We start from the raw sequence: 17,786 nt of genomic DNA, 5'->3' as shown, positions 1-17,786 counted from the left end.
TGACTGTTTTTACGGTCGGTACCGAAGGTCAGACCGTAAAAGAACGTGATTAAAAATGGTTAGTTATAAGCTGTAGATACCAGGCCTGAAGGGCTGACATTATTATAGAAAAAAAGTAAGAGAAACGTACTCAAAAACAAAGAAGGGGTGACATTGAAAATATGCTTTTGCACATTGAAGGCTATTGCATTGAAGAAGAGACTTCGATCCGTTGTTGCCCGATGCTGAAAAAGTAAAAGTGAGTGACACAACAATGCTCAATTGAAAAACAAAAGTTCGTAACAAAATAAAAAAATAATAACACAGCTACTACATGGAAACAACAACAAATAATACCATTGCCAACGCCATAGCAGGTAAATTCAGGGAGATATTTAATGCAGAACCTTTGGTTGTACGCAGTCCCGGCAGAGTCAATTTAATTGGCGAACACACAGACTATAATGACGGCTTTGTGTTGCCTGCCGCCATTAACAAAGCCATCTATGTCGCGGCTGCTATCAGCCACAATGATCAATGTCATTTTGTTGCCGCCGATATGAATGAAGAATATAAAACGGGCATCAACAACCTGCAAAAAATAGAAGGCCATTGGTCGGTGTACATCAACAGTGTAATTGATCAATTGCAAAAAGCAGGATATACAATTGGCGGCTTTAATTGCGTGATGGGAGGTGATATACCAACCGGTGCCGGCATGTCGTCTTCGGCTGCGGTGGAGTGTGCGGTGCTGTTTGCGCTGAATGAACTGTTTGCCCTGGGCCTGGATAAAATGGCCATGGTAAAAATGGCGCAGCAAGCGGAGAATAAATATGTAGGCGTGCAATGCGGCATCATGGATCAGTTTGCCAGCATGTTTGGTAAAAAAGATCATGTAATAAAACTGGATTGCCGCTCGCTGGAATACGAGTACAAACCTTTTGATATGAAAGGTATCCGCATTGTATTGTTTGATACCAATATCAAGCATTCCCTAGCTTCCAGCGAATACAATACCAGGCGGCTGCAATGTGAAGCAGGCGTGGCCATGGTGCAGCAGCAGTACCCCGAAGTAAAAAAATTACGCGATGTAACCCTGGCCATGCTGGATGAAATTGTGTTGCCGAAGGATGAAAAAGTGTACCTGCGCTGCAGCTTTATTGTAGAAGAAATACAACGTTTGCAGGATGCCTGTATTGACCTTGAACTGCACGACATGGTGAGCTTTGGTAAAAAAATGTTTGCCACACACAAAGGCCTCAGCGAGCTGTATGATGTGAGTTGCAAAGAGCTTGATTTTATGGTTGACTTTGTAAAAAATGAAACAGACGTGCTGGGTGCAAGAATGATGGGCGGAGGCTTTGGTGGCTGCAGCATTAACCTGGTAAAGGAAGAAGCAATCGAAGAGTTGTCTGGACGCATTGAAGCCGCATATAAAGCAGCATTTGGAATTGAAATGAAAGTATACATCGCCACCATTGAAAATGGCACTTCCCTTGTGGTTGTGGAAAAGGAACTGGTGGCATAAGTATTTTAGCTTCATGTTCTGTCAATAATGATGTTTAAAAATCTTCGGAGAAAAATATTTTTTGTACAGGCATTTGTTTTTCAAACAAACATCGTTGTGTCACTTCCTTTTACTTTTTTAGCACTGGGCAACAACTGAAGGAGGAGCTACGAAATGTTTGAATAGTTTTAGTTATGTGACTTTGACAGTAAAAATAATTACCTGACATTTTTAAAAAACCGCAGCATGAAAATGACATACAAATTTGTTTACGGCCTGATCCTGTTCTGTAGTTTGGCTGTACAAGCCCAGCAGAAAAAAACATTTACCAACCCGCTGCTCTCGTCCGGTGCAGACCCCTGGTGCATTTACAAAAATGGATTTTATTATTATACCAATTCAACCGGCCATAATATCACACTTTGGAAAACCGGCAGCATTGCTGACCTAAAAACGGCGGAGAAGAAAGTGGTATTTACACCGCCTCCCACAGGTCCTTATTCAAAAGAATTATGGGCGCCGGAAATACATTTCCTGCAGGGCAAATGGTATATTTATTTCGCGGCAGACAGCGGCCGTAATATCAATCACCGGCTTTGGGTGCTGGAAAACAGTTCTGCCGATCCGTTAAAAGGGGAGTGGATCGTTAAAGGTAAGTTCACTACGCCCGGTGATAAATGGAGCATTGATGGTTCGGTGTTTGAATATAAAAAGCAGCTGTACACCATCTGGAGCGGATGGGAAGGAGATGCCAATGGCGAGCAGGATATTTACATTGCTAAAATGAAGAATCCCTGGACCGTTGAAGGAGCAAGAGCAAAATTGTCGACACCCTCATTGCCATGGGAAATACATGGCGATCTTAATAATGCAGATGATGTGCCGCATGTAAATGTAAACGAAGGCCCGGAAGTATTGGTACATGGCAACAAACTATTTTTAATTTATTCTGCCAGCGGTTGCTGGACGGATTTTTATGCACTCGGCATGCTGACAGCCAATGCGGGCGCTGATTTGATGAACCCCGCTTCCTGGACAAAATCGCCGGAGCCAGTATTTAAACAGGCACCTGAAAACGGCGTGTATGCGCCGGGCCACAATTCATTTTTTAAATCACCTGATGGTAAGGAAGATTATATTTTGTACCACGCCAATTCAAAACCCGGCCAGGGTTGTGGCGGTTTTCGTTCGCCACGGGCACAAAAATTTACCTGGGACATGGATGGTTCGCCCAATTTTGGCGTGCCTGTAAAAGAAGGGGAAGTATTAAATGTTCCTTCGGGGAATTAGATATTTAACATCGTATTTGTATGAAACACCTATAACCCCGACGGCGGCTTTCAGCCCCGTCGGCGGTTAGGCAGATCTTCAAAATAACGATCCGTTTTTCTGCAACCGCCGTCAGTCCCGATAGCTATCGGGATTAACCGCTGACGGGGTTGCGTAATGTTTATTTTTCTTCATTCAGCAAAAAAACGGCTGACCATTTGCAGTAATACAAATCAACAAAATATACCGCCTTAATTTTTAGTAATAGGGAAAGCATTTGCTGAAATTTTAATTGATGTTATGAAGAAGATTATTTGTTGCGCCGTTTTAATGATGGCTGTTTTTATTGGGTTGACAGCATTTGTAGTGAAGCAACCTAAGTTGCCGAAAGCTGTTCCAGCCTGGTTTGCAGTGGATACACTGGCCATCAATTTAGCCGTGCCATGGGATATTGTTTTTTTACCCGACAGCAGCATGCTGTTTACTGAAAGGCCCGGCAGGGTCCGCCTGATGCAACACAACCAGTTAATAGAAAAACCAGTACTCAATGTTCCTGATATTGAAGTAAAGGGAAAAATGGGGTTGCTTGCTTTATGTCTTCATCCCAATTTTGCCACCAACCACTTAGTTTACCTGGCATATAATTACCGTATTAATAACACAACTTTTTTACGTGTTGCCAGCTATAAATATGCAGACGATTCGTTAATCAATCCGCAAACCATCATCGAAAAAATACCCGGTGTTTTTAACCATACGGGTTGCCGCTTAAAGTTTGGAGCAGATAAAAAATTATACATCACAACTGGTGATGCCGATGTACCAAGACTGGCGCAGGATCTGAAGGCACTCAATGGAAAAATACTTCGCCTGAATGAAGATGGATCTATACCAGCCGATAATCCTTTTGTAAAAACAGATACAGCCCGCAAAGAAATCTGGACTTACGGCCATCGCAATTCACAGGGTATTGCCTTTCAGCCGGGCACCGGTTTTTTGTATAATTCAGAGCATGGTCCAACGGGAGGTGATGAGATTAACATCGTTACAAAAGGTAATAATTACGGGTGGCCTGTGATGCATCACCGCAACAATGCAGATGGCATGATGTCACCTGTGATGGAATTTTCGCCATCTATTGGTCCGGCCGAAGCGATCTTCTACAGCGGTAAAGCTTTTCCTTCGATGAAAGGAAACCTGCTGGTGGCCTGCATGCGGGGTGAAGCCATTTTGAAAATTGATTTTGAAAACAGGAAGATCGGCTCCTATAATTTTTTGCTGAAAAATATTTATGGCCGAATCAGGGCGCTGGCTGAAGGGCCGGATGGTGACCTTTATTTTTCAACCTCCCATGTTGATCCGCCGGAAAGCAATGCACCACAAGGAGAAGGCAGTTATGATATGATACTGAGAATGCGGCCCGCAACTGCGGAAGAGATCGCTGCGAAAAAAGGGTATCCTCTACAGGTTGAAAAATTACAGGTAGCTATTAACAAAAACAATGCGGGCATGAATAAAACAGCCGCCACTGCTAAAATATTATATGCTCAACTATGCGCCGGCTGCCATGGTGCCGATCTGAAAGGTGTGGATACAAAGCCCGGACTGGTAAACAAAAAATTTAATTACGGCAACTCTTTTGCCGCAATAAAAAAATCGGTCACCGAAGGCGTAATCACCAAAGGCATGCCGGCATGGAGAGGCGTTTTGTCTGATAGGCAAACCAATGAGATGGTGAATTTTATTCTTACTAAAAGAATAAATAAGAAATAGGATATAGCAATAGTCTTAAACAAAATAGTATGACTTGCCTGAATGTCTGAAACAGGTGTGTTGACTTATGTAATGGTTGTAATTTCGTAAAGAGCAGACAGGCCCCACTTTTTTAAAGTCTGTACCATCTGCAATAAACTCCAAACCATTCATATGAAAATAAACATACAAAACACACAATTGGCCTGCACAATTATTGTCGCTTTGCTGATAATAACACCAGTGACTTTAATGGCCCAGCAAGGCCCATCTTTTTTTGCCAAAGGTGCAGACATCAGCTGGCTGCCGCAGATGGAAGCAAGCGGTTATCAATTCTACAACAGCAAAAGAAAGCCACAGGATTGTTTTAAGATATTAAAAGATCATGGCGTCAATTCTATCCGGTTAAGGGCATGGGTAAATCCGTCTGATGATAAAGCCAGCGGCCATTGCAGCACGGCCGAAACGGTCGCCATGGCTAAGCGTGCAAAACATTGGGGCATGAAAGTGATGATTGATTTTCATTACAGCGACAGCTGGGCCGACCCTGGTCAGCAACGCAAACCTAAAGCATGGGAGGGTCATGGCTTTCCGCAATTACTGAATGACTTATATACTTATACTGACGGCGTGATGAAGGCATTAAAGCAAGCCGGCATTACTCCTGAATGGGTGCAGGTAGGCAATGAAACGGCGAGCGGTATGATTTATCCTGAAGGCAGTACCGATCACTGGGACAGCCTGGCACAACTCATCAACAAGGGGTATGATGCAGTGAAAAAGGTGAGCCCGTCAACAAAAGTAATATTGCATGTAGACCAGGGTAACAATAATGCAAGGTTCAGAACTTGGTTTGACAGCGCCCGTTCACATAATGCCAAATATGATGTCATCGGTTTATCTTATTATCCCTACTGGCTTAAAGACAATCCGGATTATTCGCTTTCTATTGATGACCTGGGCAATAATTTAAATGACCTGGCAGCAAGGTATGGTAAAGAAGTAATGGTGGTTGAAGTGGGAGGGGAAGATAACAAAGTTCAGAACACCTACGATATGCTGGTGGCGGTTCAGCAAAAAGTAAAAGCTGTTCCAAACAACAAAGGATTGGGCTTATTTTACTGGGAACCGGAGGGGGCCAGGAGCTGGAGTAAATACGCACTGAGTGCGTGGGGCGATGATGGTAAACCCACCAGGGCCATGGATGCATTTTTGTTAAAATAATTTTCTTCCAATGTTGATATTGTGATAAAATTAATTCCGGCAGGCTAAAAAAACAAACGGTGGTAATTCCTGTTTTTTTAACAACGTTACAACAGTCAACGGATTGACGCTGATGTTATGATAGATTATATCAACACTTTCAAATATCTTTTTTCTGCTAAGTTCATGCCGTGCCATCAAACTCAGTAAAATGTCTTTATACATTTCAACCAGTTGCGCTTCCGGAAGGAATTCGTCATTCAGCAAAATTTCCTGGTGTTTAAAATGATATACTTTCATGCTGTAAAAATAGGGATTGCGGTGATTTGCCAGTTTATTTGTTGAAGGGGGAGCGATTATATATGGGGTCTTGTTGAACTTAGAATAGAGTTATGCAGTTTTATAAAAAGTTTTTCAGCTCTTAATTATGTACTGCCAGTTTAATTCCGGCTATTGATTGAGTATGAAATGGTGGCCTATAATCAGTAAAAATACACTGAGGCATATTATTCAACCAACGGCAATGAAATCTTCAACACCTGCCGGCCATTTAAGCTGAATAGTTCTGTGCTGCCATGCATGGATTTTACCCTATCATAAATTGAGCTTTCCAGCACTTCCTGTTTTCTTTTTTCGGGCTCTGCTGCGGCTGCGTTGTCTTCAAACAAAATTTCAAACCGGTCTTCTATATTTACTGCTATGTGCGCATTGGTGATGCTTTTTTTTGCCAGCACCTTAAGCCATTGCCCGATAATGCCGATGGCATGAACCGCGATATTACTATAGTTATTTTCTGCAATGCTTTCTGTATTAATTGTGATGCTGAAGTCAAAAGCAGGCGCCACTTTTTCGATGTATTCTTTTATTAAAACATCGGCCGGCAGCACATTGATTGCCTGTGGTACGATCGAATAAGTAAGGCTTTTGATCTCTGCCAGTACCTCTTCCAGTTGTTTAGCTGCGTTGTGTATTAAATCCGGACGACTGCTACTGCTGTTCTCCGCGGTACGTAAATAAAGCAATCCAGATGCGATGCGTTGTGCAAGATCTTCATGCAGCGTATGTGCCATGGAAATTTTATCATCTATCTGTACCTGCATCATCTGCCCAATGATGGTTGATTTTAGCTCAATAATATCTTTCGCCCTTTGCCGGATGACAAGGTTTTTCTTTCTTAACTCCAGTAATTTGCTTGCTTGTTTTGCCAGCAGTATAAGCGATTTTTTGTCTGCTTCGGATAAAGTACCTGGCTTAACATCAAACAGGCAAACAGTGCCCAGTTTATACCCTGCGGGTGACAGAATAGGAGCACCTGCATAAAAGCGGATATTGAAATCTCCTGCTACTACAGGGTTATCAAAAAAGCGTTTGTCTTTGGTTGCGTCTTCTACAACCATCACATTATCCTGCAAAATGGTGTGTGAACAAAAGCTCAGGTCTCTTGAATTGCCCGTCTCATTGGTACCGCTTTTTCCCTTAAACCATTGGTGATTGTTATCAATTAAAGTTACCAATGCAATGGGGTAATTGAAAATTTGTACGGCCAGCGTGGCAAGATCATTGAAATCTTCTTCTGATTCATTCCCCAATACATCATAGGAATTGAGTTCCAGCAAACGCATTTCTTCCTCATCCGGCAAATCGGCTAAAATCATAATTGTAAAAATTAATATAAAACATTACACCCTGCTTGCAGGGCTTTGAAAGTTTTACCATTAAAAATTACATACGGGTAAATAGAACCAGGGGCGAGGTAACTTTAAAAAGAAAACAATAACGGGCAAAGAAAGTATAAAAAAGTATACGGTTATTTTATGTCAACAAATAAAAATGTTAATGGTAACATATTTGAATTAAAAAAATCAGGCGGGGATATAAGTTGTAAAAAAATATCCATATCAAACGATCATCTTAACAAACAGTAACTTTAGCTTTCAGTAAAATAACCTCAATAATATCATCAAACAGAAAGAAAATGAACAACACATTTTTTGCCCCGCACCTTACCATAAGAAATGGCGTGACCAATGTTGATTTTTATTTACAGGCTTTTGATGCCGTTGAAGTGCGGAGGTTTTCAAATGATGACGGAAGCATTCATGTATCGGAGTTATCAATCGATGGAAACATATTTCATTTGCACGAAGCCATGGGGCGGCCCAATTCAACCAGCCCGGATCAACACAATGATAGTACCGTCACCATCGGCCTTTTTGTGCCGGATGTGGATATAGTAATGCAAAAAGCAATAGCCGCAGGCGCAATAGAAATTTCTCCGGCGCAGGATTATGATTACGGTTACCGGCAGGGGGAATTTCAAGATCCCTTCGGACATTACTGGCTGATTGAACAGAAAATATAAGCGATCAAAAAAAGGGTGTTGAAAATCAAAAACCAGGATCGCTCCTGGTTTTTTTCTTGGTGGTTTATCCCTTATTAAAAACGTCTTCTGTCGTAATATCTATGGTCATCATACCGGTCGTAATAGCCGTAATGTCTTCCACGGTTATACCTGTCAAAACGATCATAACGTCCTCCTCTGTGATACCCATAGTCATCACCGCGGTAGCCTCTGTCTGAACGATCCCTGTCATTGCGGTCATTCATCCGGCGGTCGTCTTGCTGACGGGGCAGGTTGTTCTGACCATACTGGTTATCCTGTCCATATTGATTACCCTGGTTACCGCCATTGTATTGACCACCCTGGTTTTGCTGGCCATGCTGGTTGTTTTGGCCACCCTGTTGATTTTGTCCATATTGATTGCTCTGACCACCCTGGTTATTTTTGCCCCTGTTCGAATACTGGGCGTCAGCCATGGTAGTGATTAAAAGCAGGGCACTCATTATTGCGGAAATTGTAAAGATCTTTTTCATTGTATGTAAATTTTGTTACGTTATAATAGATGGATTATTGTAACGATAGTTTACATACAAAACGTTAAAGGATTCATAGTGTTAAGTATAGGGTATTTAGTATCAAGATAAACACAAAAAAAACACTATGCAGAACACCAAACATGAGCCACTCCAATCTGAATACTTAATATTTGCTGTTTAGTATTAAGTATAAAGTATTAAGTACAAAGACAAGTACAGACAGTATTATAAACACCCGGCACTGAGAACTCTAGTCTTAATACTAAACACCAAGTACTTAATACTTGCTACTTAAATTCTAACTGCCTGATACCAGCTCTTCCTTATGATGCCGTATAATAATGTTGCGTACGTAGCAGCTTTTATATGCCCGCTCAAAGGAAGCAGCGGTTGTGCGAATGTCATGGAGACGAATGTATTCCAGGCTTTTTTTAGCCATGTGAACATGAAGATAATCGTTCGAAAAAATACGGGTGATAGATGCAGCAATGGTGTCGGTATCACCCGGGTTGAATAAATAGCCATTGTTTTTGTCCTGCACGAAATTATCCACCGCACCGGCATTCGGCGCAATCACGGGAAGCCCTGCTGCCATTGCCTGTAATATTGCCAGGCTATGTAATTCAGTTGTGGTGGCGGTTATAAAGCAACGGCTTATACCGTACAATTTGTACAGATCCTCTTCCGGCACAAAGCCCGTAAACATCACCCTGTCTTCGATGTGTAATTCTTTTACCTGCTTTTCCAGCGCCGCTTTCTGATTGCCATTACCCGCCACCACAAAACAAAAATCAATTGTCTTTGCCACCTTCGCCACAGCCTCAATAATTCCGTCTATGTGGTTGCCTGTATCCAGTCTGCCAACATATAACAACACCGGTTTATCAACTAAGCCATACTTATTTTTAATGCGTTGTTTTTTTTCAAATGAAGTAAACGGCTCTGTATAAACACTGCCTGAAATAGGAATAACATCTGCATCCAACCGTGGGCGTATGATACGGGCGCCAGCTTCTGTATAAGTGGTTACCAGTAAAGCCTCATTAAAAACATCAGAAAACCTTGACCACCAAAAATTTTCTATTACTCTTTTTATCATTTTATTTTTAATAAAAGAACTTACAGATGCAGGTAAAAAATGGTTGGTTGCAATCAGTGGAATGTTCAGTTTGCGGTTTAGTTTTACTACGGCTTTTGATAAAATAAAATGATCCTGGATATGTATTACATCCGGATTAAAACTGCCAATGACATTTTTTAATCTTGACTGAACCGAAAACGGCATCGTAACCCGGAGGTTGGGATAATGCGGCAGCGGCAGAGATGGCATAGCATATACATCAATATTATTAATTCTGCTTTTCGTGTAATGGTAGGTTTGAGATGGTGCAATTACTGCCACCCGGTGACCTTTTGTCTGCAACAGCGCTCCCATTTTGCAAATAAAATAATATATATCATTTATGTGTGGATGGCAGGTATCTGTTACAAAAAGGATTCTCATATTTTCGGTGTTAATTAGATAGAAGCCAGCACCATTGCATATTTCCGGAATATTTGATGTAGATATTTAATCATGCGCCAGCTGGTTTATTTATTATACGCATAGGTAAGATGATAGGGCGAATAAAAAGGTTGGCTGCGATGCAGGAAGAATTGCATTGGGGCGACAAACTGTCCAATGAGGCTGACTGCCGCTTTTTGTTTTGCTGGATCATGGTCCATAAGTAAAGTAAACCTGGGCTCCTTTTTCGCCGCGTTAATCCTTTTAAAATTTCAACGCCTCTCTTTTTTATCCTACCTTAGAACATCTTTATTTTTAAACAAACGATGTTATGTCAAACAAAAAATTGCTGAAGGCGCTCTGCCTCTTTATAAGCTTGTTCTTACTTTCTGCTCTATCCAATTTACAAGCACAAACCACCCAAAAAAAGACGGACAGCACGGGCTGGAAACAGCTTTTTAATGGCAAAGATTTAACCGGCTGGAAGCATGTTGGCAAAGGCAGCAGTGAGGTGGAAGATGGCCTGATACGCGGCCACGGAGGTATGGGCCTGTTATACTGGACGGGTGGCAAACTCAGCAATTGCACCATCCGCGTGGTGTACAAAATGCAAAAATTCAACAGCAATGCCGGGGTGTTTATCCGCATCCCCATTGAACCAAAAGAAGAATGGATGCCCGTTTTTTACGGCTATGAAGTGCAGATTGACAATCATCCTGAAACATCTGATGAGGATGACTATCACATAACAGGCACGTTGTATTCCTTAACCAAACCGCTGGCTAAACCAGGCAAACCCGGGCCTGAGTGGAATACCATGGAAATTACATTAAATGGCCCAAGAACAATCGTGTACGTGAATGGAGAAAAAGTAACTGACTATAAAGAAGGCGACCCTACACCGGAACGCAAGTTTGATTTTGAACCTTTCAGGGGAAGAAGACCTAATGAAGGCTACATTGGTTTGCAAAATCATGGCGACGATGATGTAGTTTATTTTAAGGAGGTTGCTGTTAAACCGCTTGCAAAAAAATAAATGATTTGCCATGAAAGAAAAGAAAAATAATCCTGCAAAAAAAACAACCAGCCGTAAAGAATTTATCAAAAAGACTGCAATCGCTACGGCCGGGTTTTATATTGTGCCGCGTTTTGTATTGGGTGGAAAGGGATACACAGCGCCCAGCGATAAATTATACATTGCTGCAGTAGGTTGTGGCGGCGAAGCGGAGAATGATATTCACCACTATGCATCGGCTCCCAAAAAAAATGCAGTCGTATCTTTTTTATGTGATGTGGATGAAAGGCAAGCTGCACCCAGGTTGAAAGAATTTCCGCAGGCCAAATTTTACCACGACTGGCGGGAAATGTTCGAAAAAGAAAATAAAAATTTTGATGCGGTAACAGTTGCCATTCCAGATCATAATCATGCGATTGTTGGGTTAAGTGCGATGAAATTAAACAAGCATCTCTATTTACAAAAACCATTAACGCACGATATTTACGAAGCCCGTGTTATAACCGAAGCCGCCAAAAAATACAAAGTGGTGACGCAGATGGGCGACCAGGGCGCTTCCTGCGATGGCATGCGCACCATGCGGGAATGGTTTGAAGCCGGGCTGATTGGTGAGATAGAAAAAGTGTATTGCTGGACGGACAGGCCCGTATGGCCACAAGGCATTTCCTGGCCTAAAGAACGGCCTGCAATCCCCAAAGAATTAAAATGGGATTTATGGCTGGGCACAGCGCCGCAAACAGATTACATTGATAACCTTGTGCCGTTCAACTGGCGTGGCTGGTGGACTTTTGGTACCGGTGCATTGGGTGACATGGGTTGTCACATTATGGGGCCACCATTTAAGTTGCTTGGCCTCGGTTATCCCACCGACGTTTCGGGCAGTGCCAGTACGGTCTACAATGGTATTTTTAAAGAAGGTATTTACCCTGAAAGCGGCCCGGTATCCAGCTCTATCAAATTTAAATTTAAACAGCAAAATGGCAAGCCGCTGGATTTATACTGGATGGATGGCGGCATAACACCCGAACGGCTGGATGAACTGGAACCTGGTGTAAATATGAATGAAGTGATGGGCGACTTTCCCGGCGAAAATGATTTTGAAGGTTGCACCTTATTTATCGGCAGCAAAGGAAAAGTATCCTGCGGCTGGGGTGGAAGTCATCCAAGATTGTTGCCGCTTTCTTTAAACAAAGACGTACATGTCCCGGAAAAATATCCAAGAGTACAAGGTGGCATGGACGGGCATTGGTGGCAATGGGTAGATGCCTGTATTGCAGGCTATGGTAAAATGGAAGTGGACTCGCCTTTTGAAGGGTACGCCGGCCCGTTGACAGAAACAGTGTTGCTCGGCAACCTGTTACTGAGAAGTTTTAACCTGCAGGAAAAAATTACCCGCAATGATCCTGTTTATGGCAATATGGAAGGCTACAAATTCAATGGTCGTTACCTGGATTTTAAATGGGATGGTGCCAATATGAAAGTCACCAATTTTGAAGCAGCCAATCAATTTATTAAAAGAGAATATCGGAAGGGGTGGGGAGAGTTGAAGATTTAGTTATGAGTTATACGTTCTTTTGAATAGACAGCAGATTACTGCACATTATCATAATACAGCCCCGCTGCTCCAAAAATAGCGGGGTTTTCCATGTCGGATATTTCAATCCTTAATCGTTCGGCAGATTTTGTGAAGGCGAAAGTCTTAATTTGCTTCCACATAGTCTCCTGGAAATACGGATAAGCCAGTCGTACGGAACCACCAAAAATAATCAACGAAATATCATAGGTGTACATGATGGTTTTGATGGCGTTGCCCAGGTGTGTGCCCATCTCTGCATACCATTGCTGCGCCTGCGGATCGCCGGCTTTGGCTTTTTCAAAAACCAGCGGTCCATCGGTATGGTACACGTTGTTGAAGAACTGTCCGCAGGCATAATACTCGTACACGTGATCTAAATATTGCACCATACCAAATTCACCTGCACCGCAATTGGCGCCTGCAAATAAACGGTTGTTGATGATGATACCTGCACCCAGTCCGGTTCCTATCGTAAGACCAATCATATCTTTTTTACCAATGCCTTTGCCAAAATAATGTTCGCCCAATGCAAAACAGTTTGCATCGTTGTTGATAAATGCAGGGATGTGGTAGCGTTCTTCCAGTATCTTTTTTAAGGGCACTTCTTTCCAGGAAGGGATGTTGATCACATCATACACAATGCCTTCTTCGGTATCCACCACGCTCGGCACGCCTACACCAATTGATACTACTTCTTTATCTATCAACTGATCAATCACAAAAAATAAATCCTGCAACACTTCGGCTTCCGTGCCGGCATTGTTAATGTGTTTTGAATGAATAGCAGACAGCTGATCGCCATGCACCAGGCCAGCCTTGATACTGGTAGCGCCAAAATCAACCCCTATAATTTTTTTGTCGTTCATAGTTTTTAATTGTAAGAGATAACACGAATTTTTTTACACGAATTACACGAATTGTTTTACTTCTGACATGCCAGACTCCACTATTCACCATTGACCACTCACTATTGACAATGGACTATTGACTGTCTTTCTTAAAAAGTTTAATCGTCTTATTCGTAATAATAGGCTTCGCCCAAAAGCCGATGCTCAGGATATACCCCATAGTGAGATATAAAAAACACATGCCGGCCCTCAGCCCCAGCTGATCGCCCAGCCAGCCCACCACAAGGGGAATGATAGCGCCGCCAATAATACCCGTTACAAGAATGCCTGAGAAGGAACCATGGTGTTCTGCCACCGAATTCAATGCCAGGGAAAATATGATCGGGTACATCACGGATGCAAAAAAGCCTACCATCGGAAAAGCTGCCAGGGCTATTTTTGCCGAACCAAACAAGGCAGCACTCAGGCTAAGGATTGCTAATATGGTGAATGAAATCAGTACAATCCTGCTGTCTAATAATTTTAATAACAATAAACCCAGCACACCGCCGGCGGTCATTAATCCCCAAAAATAAGCCACTGTATCGGCCCCTGTTTTTTGCGGGTCCAGTCCATGATAAGTAAATAGGAACTGCGATATCCAGTTGGCTACACCCTGCTCTGTACCTACATAGCAGATCATGCCAATAAAAAATAACACTACTTTTTTTGTCTTGAATAATTGTACATGTGTTGCCCACTGGCCGGCCTTTTCGTCATTGGTCAATTCAACCTTTGGAAATTTGGAAACTGCAATCACCAGTACCATTGCCAGGCATATCACAACAAAAAGAAAGTACAATGAAATCCAGGGAAGATTTGCAGGAACCAGTTTATTGAACAAAGCAAAAAAGCCACTGTCGCTGTGTTGTTTTAAACCTGACACCATACCGGAATATGCCAGGGGACTCAGAAAAGATGCCAGTCCGAATATCAATTGCGCTAACACGGAATAGAAGGCGTAATGCTCTTCGCCCCCTGCCGTGCGCAATAAGGGATTGATAACAACCTGCAGCATCGCCATGCCGCACCCGATTACAAATAATGAAAATACTGCCGATAAATAATTAGGAAACAATGCCAGTATCAGTGATCCCAATAGCGCAATCACAAAGGCAACGATCATCATTTTCTTTTCGTTGTATTTTTCTATCAGCATGCCGGATGGTATAGACATTACACCATAAGCAATAAAAAATGCAAAAGGCAGTAAAGCCACCAAAGTAAGGCTCAGGCTAAATCCTGTAATCATATCGGGTATCAGCGGGCCTATAACATTGGTTAAAAAAGAGATGACGAAAAACGTCAGCATCACCAAAAAAACGGCGTAGGAACTTCTTTTCATTTGCAGGCGGTTGGTTAAGCGTAAGTAATAATCGTACAATTTTACTTTAATAATCCATCCTGCAAAATTTTTTTCGGTAAACACTCTCACGGACTAACGGGCCCAAATAAAACAGACCGGAATTATCCGGCCTGTAATTTTTAAAATTGGTTATTGCTGATTTTTAATGTTGTTATTTTATTTCGTCCAGCCATTGCTGTACAAATTCCCTTGCAGGCAAAACTACTTCCTTACCGGCTCGGAAAGCCATTTTCCAGTAACTACCTTTTTGCTTTTCATACAGTGGATTTACAAAATAACGCTTGTTGTTTTTTGTAATTAATGCGGCGTCAAAGTCAATGTCTGCCGTGTTTGTTAAAAAATCCTGTAATCTTTTTTTAACAAACAGCAGTTGGTTGGCCGGATACTTAGCTTCCCATTCCTGCAGGCGTTGCTTATTGGAAGTCTCTGCAGATTTCAACATGTCAGGATAGTTCTTTTTGTAATTGACGAAAGTTTTATTGTTGGGATCTTCCGCTTCCTTCAGTTGTTGTTTGGTGGAGACCAATACATCTTCGAATATTTTTTTAATGGAAGCATCCGCAGTTTTAATGTTGGCTTCCGTTTCGCTAACGCTTTTCTTCAGCATGTTGATCTGGTTGCTGCGCATGGCTTCCGGTGTTTCAATCAAATAGGGTTTAGGCTTTTCATTTTCTCTCATCGTGTTGTATTCTTTTATAAACGTCGTGGAATTAACAAACTGCTTTGTGTACAACAGCAAGTCTTTTGTAACGGCAGCCCGGTTGCCTACCGCGATATTTTTAGCATTACGGATGCCATACTGGTTCAGGTAGCCACCTAATATACTGCCTGTTATTTTTTGGTCCGCCTCAGTTTTGCTGATGCCCAGCTGCTTTAAAAATTCACCGTTCATTTTCACAATTGTAAATGAAAATAAAGCCAGGCTGCCTGTTACTGCAAAGGCAATCATACAATGCCGCACTGCGTTGTTGAATGTTTGTTTCATCGTTTATAATTTAAAAGATTTAATTTTTGTCAGGCAATCATTGCCCCCTCTGTAATGCAATCCTGTACCAGGTGCCAGCGGGTAGCAGGCAACTCTTTTTCTGCCAGGTTCAACATGGCTGTAAATGCAACTTCCGGTGCATTATTTTTTATTTCTTTCAACCAGCCGATCACTTCGTTGTTGCTCAGTCCACGCATCATCCAGCTGCTGAAAATTTGAAGATCTGCGGGAGCAATATGAGCCAGAATTTTTCGGGTCAGTCCATGTAGTTGTTCATCGGTGTAATGTTGCCAAAGCAACTTATTAAGCACTACCTCCTCTTTGGCCATATGGTTTAAATTAAATACCAAAAAATCAGTAAAGGCAGTTCGCAATTCGCAGCCCGTCTGCAGACTGTCTGTGCCCAAAGCAGACAACTCAAGTTTTGCAAGCAATGCCCGCAAACGTGCGCCCAGTGCATGATCCTGCACATGTTCCGCTGCAAACAAATCGCTTACCGAAGCGTCGTGGGATGCGATGTCGGGCAATACAAAATTATCTTCGGTGTAGGCATGTTTGTCAAATAAATCCGCCGTTAAACGCACTTGTTGCAAAGCGCTTTCGCGTTCTTCTGCGTTGTCAAAGTCGGTTTGTTGTAAAAGGCTGCCGGTTGTGTAAAGCAATTCCCTTAAGCCCTTGTGTACCTGGTAAAAAACATTATAGCGTTGCATAAAATAAATTTTAATTGTGGTGAATGGTCAATGGTGAATAGTCAATGGTGAGTTGTGAGTTGTGAGTTGTGAGTGGTCAATGGTCGATCGACGATAGTCAATAGCAATTCTCGATAACGGTGATCGCTTGTCAATTAAAGTGATAGATGCCAGCTATAGCGGTATTTTTTGTTTCAACGCAAAAGCCAACTATTCTGTATTCACCATTGACTATTGACTACTCACCACTCAGCGCTCACCACTGACTCCTTATGATTGCCCCCTGTACACCATGCCTTCAAGAATAATATTAGTTACACCATCCTGTTTTGTAATGCGCATTTTTGTTGGGTAGTAACCGCTTTTTTGAAACTGCGCCGGTTGTGGAATATCCCTTACAAAATTGCTGGTGGTTTTTAAAAAGTCCAGTGTAATCATGGGCTCATAAAAAACAACTTTGCTGTCGTACGAACCATAAATAAATGTCTGGGTAAATGGTTGCGGGTTGGTTGGGTTTAATTCCGGTGAAGTGATATCTACCCAGTGTTTGCCCATGGTAGGTACGGGATCGCCACCCATATAATTGGCAGGTAAATAGGTCGCGGCCGGATCTGCATTCAATTTAACCGGGTCAACATAGGCTTCTCTTTCTGTGGATGGCACCATGTAAAAATGTAAGTCAAAATGTGGTTTGTCATAGATACCAGCAGGAGGATGTCCGTTCGGGTTCCAGTTTAGCCAGGCATGCTGAAACGGTGTGACTGCGGCTTTAGGATGAAATGCAAGCACTTCGTTGTTTTCGTGTGTGTGACCCGAACCTGTGCTGCCGCTGCCTGGTGTAACGCTGCTCAATGCAGCATCGTTGATAGCGATGGCGACTCTTTCAGGATTGCCTTGGTTGTCCAGCTGAATCCATGTCCAGGCTTTGCCATGGTACATTTCGGTTTCGGGGCCTTTAAAAATGCCACCTTTACTGTTGCTGTTGTTGTCTTCTTTTTTGCAGGAAGAAAATGCGATGGCAATCACTGCGGTTGCCAGGAATAATTTTTTCATACTTTTAAATTTTTGTTGATGATTGTTTTTGATTGACAGCACAAAGATGTTATTGAAAAGCCTCTTTTAAAATAGCGTGCTGAATGAATTGTGCGAATGTTTGGATGAATTGTTATAATTGTAT

General features: G+C 42.2%; 16 protein-coding genes. 7 read left to right on the top strand and 9 right to left on the bottom strand.

From position 1 onward, the window contains the following. Positions 1–313 precede the first annotated feature (313 nt). From galK to JWR61_RS17665, 4 genes are all read left to right on the top strand, one after another. Positions 314–1,507, top strand: coding sequence for a galactokinase (gene galK, locus JWR61_RS17680; RefSeq protein WP_301929072.1), 1,194 nt, complete (start codon positions 314–316; stop codon positions 1,505–1,507). A gap of 231 nt (positions 1,508–1,738) precedes the next feature. Then, on the top strand, positions 1,739–2,776 hold the full coding sequence (locus JWR61_RS17675) for a glycoside hydrolase family 43 protein (RefSeq protein WP_301929071.1): 1,038 nt from the start codon (positions 1,739–1,741) through the stop codon (positions 2,774–2,776). A 279-nt stretch (positions 2,777–3,055) separates the two neighbouring features. After that, positions 3,056–4,528: a PQQ-dependent sugar dehydrogenase gene (locus tag JWR61_RS17670; protein ID WP_301929070.1), complete on the top strand. Its 1,473-nt coding sequence runs from the start codon at positions 3,056–3,058 to the stop codon at positions 4,526–4,528. A gap of 153 nt (positions 4,529–4,681) precedes the next feature. Further along, positions 4,682–5,731, top strand: a complete 1,050-nt coding sequence (locus tag JWR61_RS17665; protein ID WP_301929069.1) for a glycosyl hydrolase 53 family protein — start codon at positions 4,682–4,684, stop codon at positions 5,729–5,731. A 30-nt stretch (positions 5,732–5,761) separates the two neighbouring features. Here the strand turns inward: JWR61_RS17665 and JWR61_RS17660 are convergent, their stop codons facing one another. Together JWR61_RS17660 and JWR61_RS17655 are read right to left on the bottom strand one after the other, a co-directional pair. Then, positions 5,762–6,010 carry a hypothetical protein gene (locus JWR61_RS17660; protein WP_301929068.1) on the bottom strand — a complete coding sequence of 83 codons (249 nt, stop codon included), beginning with the start codon at positions 6,008–6,010 and terminating at the stop codon, positions 5,762–5,764. Between the two features lie 206 nt (positions 6,011–6,216). Then, complete coding sequence (locus JWR61_RS17655; RefSeq protein WP_301929067.1) at positions 6,217–7,365, bottom strand: GAF domain-containing protein; 1,149 nt, start codon at positions 7,363–7,365, stop codon at positions 6,217–6,219. Between the two features lie 320 nt (positions 7,366–7,685). On the opposite strand from JWR61_RS17655, the gene JWR61_RS17650 reads away from it, so the two are divergent. After that, the gene (locus JWR61_RS17650; RefSeq protein WP_301929066.1) at positions 7,686–8,072 is read left to right on the top strand and encodes a VOC family protein; all 387 of its coding nucleotides are present in this window, start codon (positions 7,686–7,688) and stop codon (positions 8,070–8,072) included. A 74-nt stretch (positions 8,073–8,146) separates the two neighbouring features. On the opposite strand, the gene JWR61_RS17645 is transcribed toward JWR61_RS17650, so the two are convergent. Continuing rightward, positions 8,147–8,584 (bottom strand): hypothetical protein, encoded by a 438-nt coding sequence (locus JWR61_RS17645; RefSeq protein WP_301929065.1) that lies wholly within the window; start codon positions 8,582–8,584, stop codon positions 8,147–8,149. Between the two features lie 301 nt (positions 8,585–8,885). Further along, positions 8,886–10,091 (bottom strand): glycosyltransferase, encoded by a 1,206-nt coding sequence (locus JWR61_RS17640; RefSeq protein ID WP_301929064.1) that lies wholly within the window; start codon positions 10,089–10,091, stop codon positions 8,886–8,888. Between the two features lie 331 nt (positions 10,092–10,422). Between JWR61_RS17640 and JWR61_RS17635 the strand changes: the two genes are divergently transcribed. Further along, complete coding sequence (locus tag JWR61_RS17635; protein WP_301929063.1) at positions 10,423–11,127, top strand: DUF1080 domain-containing protein; 705 nt, start codon at positions 10,423–10,425, stop codon at positions 11,125–11,127. A gap of 10 nt (positions 11,128–11,137) precedes the next feature. After that, on the top strand, positions 11,138–12,661 hold the full coding sequence (locus JWR61_RS17630; RefSeq protein WP_301929062.1) for a Gfo/Idh/MocA family protein: 1,524 nt from the start codon (positions 11,138–11,140) through the stop codon (positions 12,659–12,661). A 35-nt stretch (positions 12,662–12,696) separates the two neighbouring features. Here JWR61_RS17630 and JWR61_RS17625 read toward each other — a convergent pair whose 3' ends face one another. The 5 genes from JWR61_RS17625 to JWR61_RS17605 all read right to left on the bottom strand — a co-directional run bounded on the left by JWR61_RS17625 (position 12,697) and on the right by JWR61_RS17605 (position 17,662). After that, complete coding sequence (locus tag JWR61_RS17625; protein ID WP_301929061.1) at positions 12,697–13,548, bottom strand: ROK family protein; 852 nt, start codon at positions 13,546–13,548, stop codon at positions 12,697–12,699. A gap of 115 nt (positions 13,549–13,663) precedes the next feature. After that, complete coding sequence (locus JWR61_RS17620; protein ID WP_301929060.1) at positions 13,664–14,914, bottom strand: MFS transporter; 1,251 nt, start codon at positions 14,912–14,914, stop codon at positions 13,664–13,666. Positions 14,915–15,086: 172 nt separating this feature from the next. Next, entirely contained in the window at positions 15,087–15,920 is an 834-nt protein-coding gene (locus JWR61_RS17615) for a hypothetical protein (protein ID WP_301929059.1), read from the bottom strand. 29 nt (positions 15,921–15,949) lie between these two features. Then, entirely contained in the window at positions 15,950–16,630 is a 681-nt protein-coding gene (locus JWR61_RS17610) for a hemerythrin domain-containing protein (protein ID WP_301929058.1), read from the bottom strand. 249 nt (positions 16,631–16,879) lie between these two features. Further along, positions 16,880–17,662 carry a hypothetical protein gene (locus JWR61_RS17605; RefSeq protein ID WP_301929057.1) on the bottom strand — a complete coding sequence of 261 codons (783 nt, stop codon included), beginning with the start codon at positions 17,660–17,662 and terminating at the stop codon, positions 16,880–16,882. Between the last annotated feature and the right edge of the window lie 124 nt (positions 17,663–17,786).

The organism is Ferruginibacter sp. (assembly GCF_028288465.1).
GTDB lineage: Bacteria > Bacteroidota > Bacteroidia > Chitinophagales > Chitinophagaceae > Ferruginibacter.
This window is presented reverse-complemented; position numbering and strand designations above follow the sequence as displayed.

Bases quoted from the DNA above. Each gene is read 5' to 3' on its own strand.
- galK (WP_301929072.1), top strand. From the start codon at position 314: ATGGAAACAACAACAAATAATACCATTGCCAACGCCATAGCAGGTAAA.
- JWR61_RS17675 (WP_301929071.1), top strand. From the start codon at position 1,739: ATGACATACAAATTTGTTTACGGCCTGATCCTGTTCTGTAGTTTGGCT.
- JWR61_RS17670 (WP_301929070.1), top strand. From the start codon at position 3,056: ATGAAGAAGATTATTTGTTGCGCCGTTTTAATGATGGCTGTTTTTATT.
- JWR61_RS17665 (WP_301929069.1), top strand. From the start codon at position 4,682: ATGAAAATAAACATACAAAACACACAATTGGCCTGCACAATTATTGTC.
- JWR61_RS17660 (WP_301929068.1), bottom strand. From the start codon at position 6,010: ATGAAAGTATATCATTTTAAACACCAGGAAATTTTGCTGAATGACGAA.
- JWR61_RS17655 (WP_301929067.1), bottom strand. From the start codon at position 7,365: ATGATTTTAGCCGATTTGCCGGATGAGGAAGAAATGCGTTTGCTGGAA.
- JWR61_RS17650 (WP_301929066.1), top strand. From the start codon at position 7,686: ATGAACAACACATTTTTTGCCCCGCACCTTACCATAAGAAATGGCGTG.
- JWR61_RS17645 (WP_301929065.1), bottom strand. From the start codon at position 8,584: ATGAAAAAGATCTTTACAATTTCCGCAATAATGAGTGCCCTGCTTTTA.
- JWR61_RS17640 (WP_301929064.1), bottom strand. From the start codon at position 10,091: ATGAGAATCCTTTTTGTAACAGATACCTGCCATCCACACATAAATGAT.
- JWR61_RS17635 (WP_301929063.1), top strand. From the start codon at position 10,423: ATGTCAAACAAAAAATTGCTGAAGGCGCTCTGCCTCTTTATAAGCTTG.
- JWR61_RS17630 (WP_301929062.1), top strand. From the start codon at position 11,138: ATGAAAGAAAAGAAAAATAATCCTGCAAAAAAAACAACCAGCCGTAAA.
- JWR61_RS17625 (WP_301929061.1), bottom strand. From the start codon at position 13,548: ATGAACGACAAAAAAATTATAGGGGTTGATTTTGGCGCTACCAGTATC.
- JWR61_RS17620 (WP_301929060.1), bottom strand. From the start codon at position 14,914: ATGAAAAGAAGTTCCTACGCCGTTTTTTTGGTGATGCTGACGTTTTTC.
- JWR61_RS17615 (WP_301929059.1), bottom strand. From the start codon at position 15,920: ATGAAACAAACATTCAACAACGCAGTGCGGCATTGTATGATTGCCTTT.
- JWR61_RS17610 (WP_301929058.1), bottom strand. From the start codon at position 16,630: ATGCAACGCTATAATGTTTTTTACCAGGTACACAAGGGCTTAAGGGAA.
- JWR61_RS17605 (WP_301929057.1), bottom strand. From the start codon at position 17,662: ATGAAAAAATTATTCCTGGCAACCGCAGTGATTGCCATCGCATTTTCT.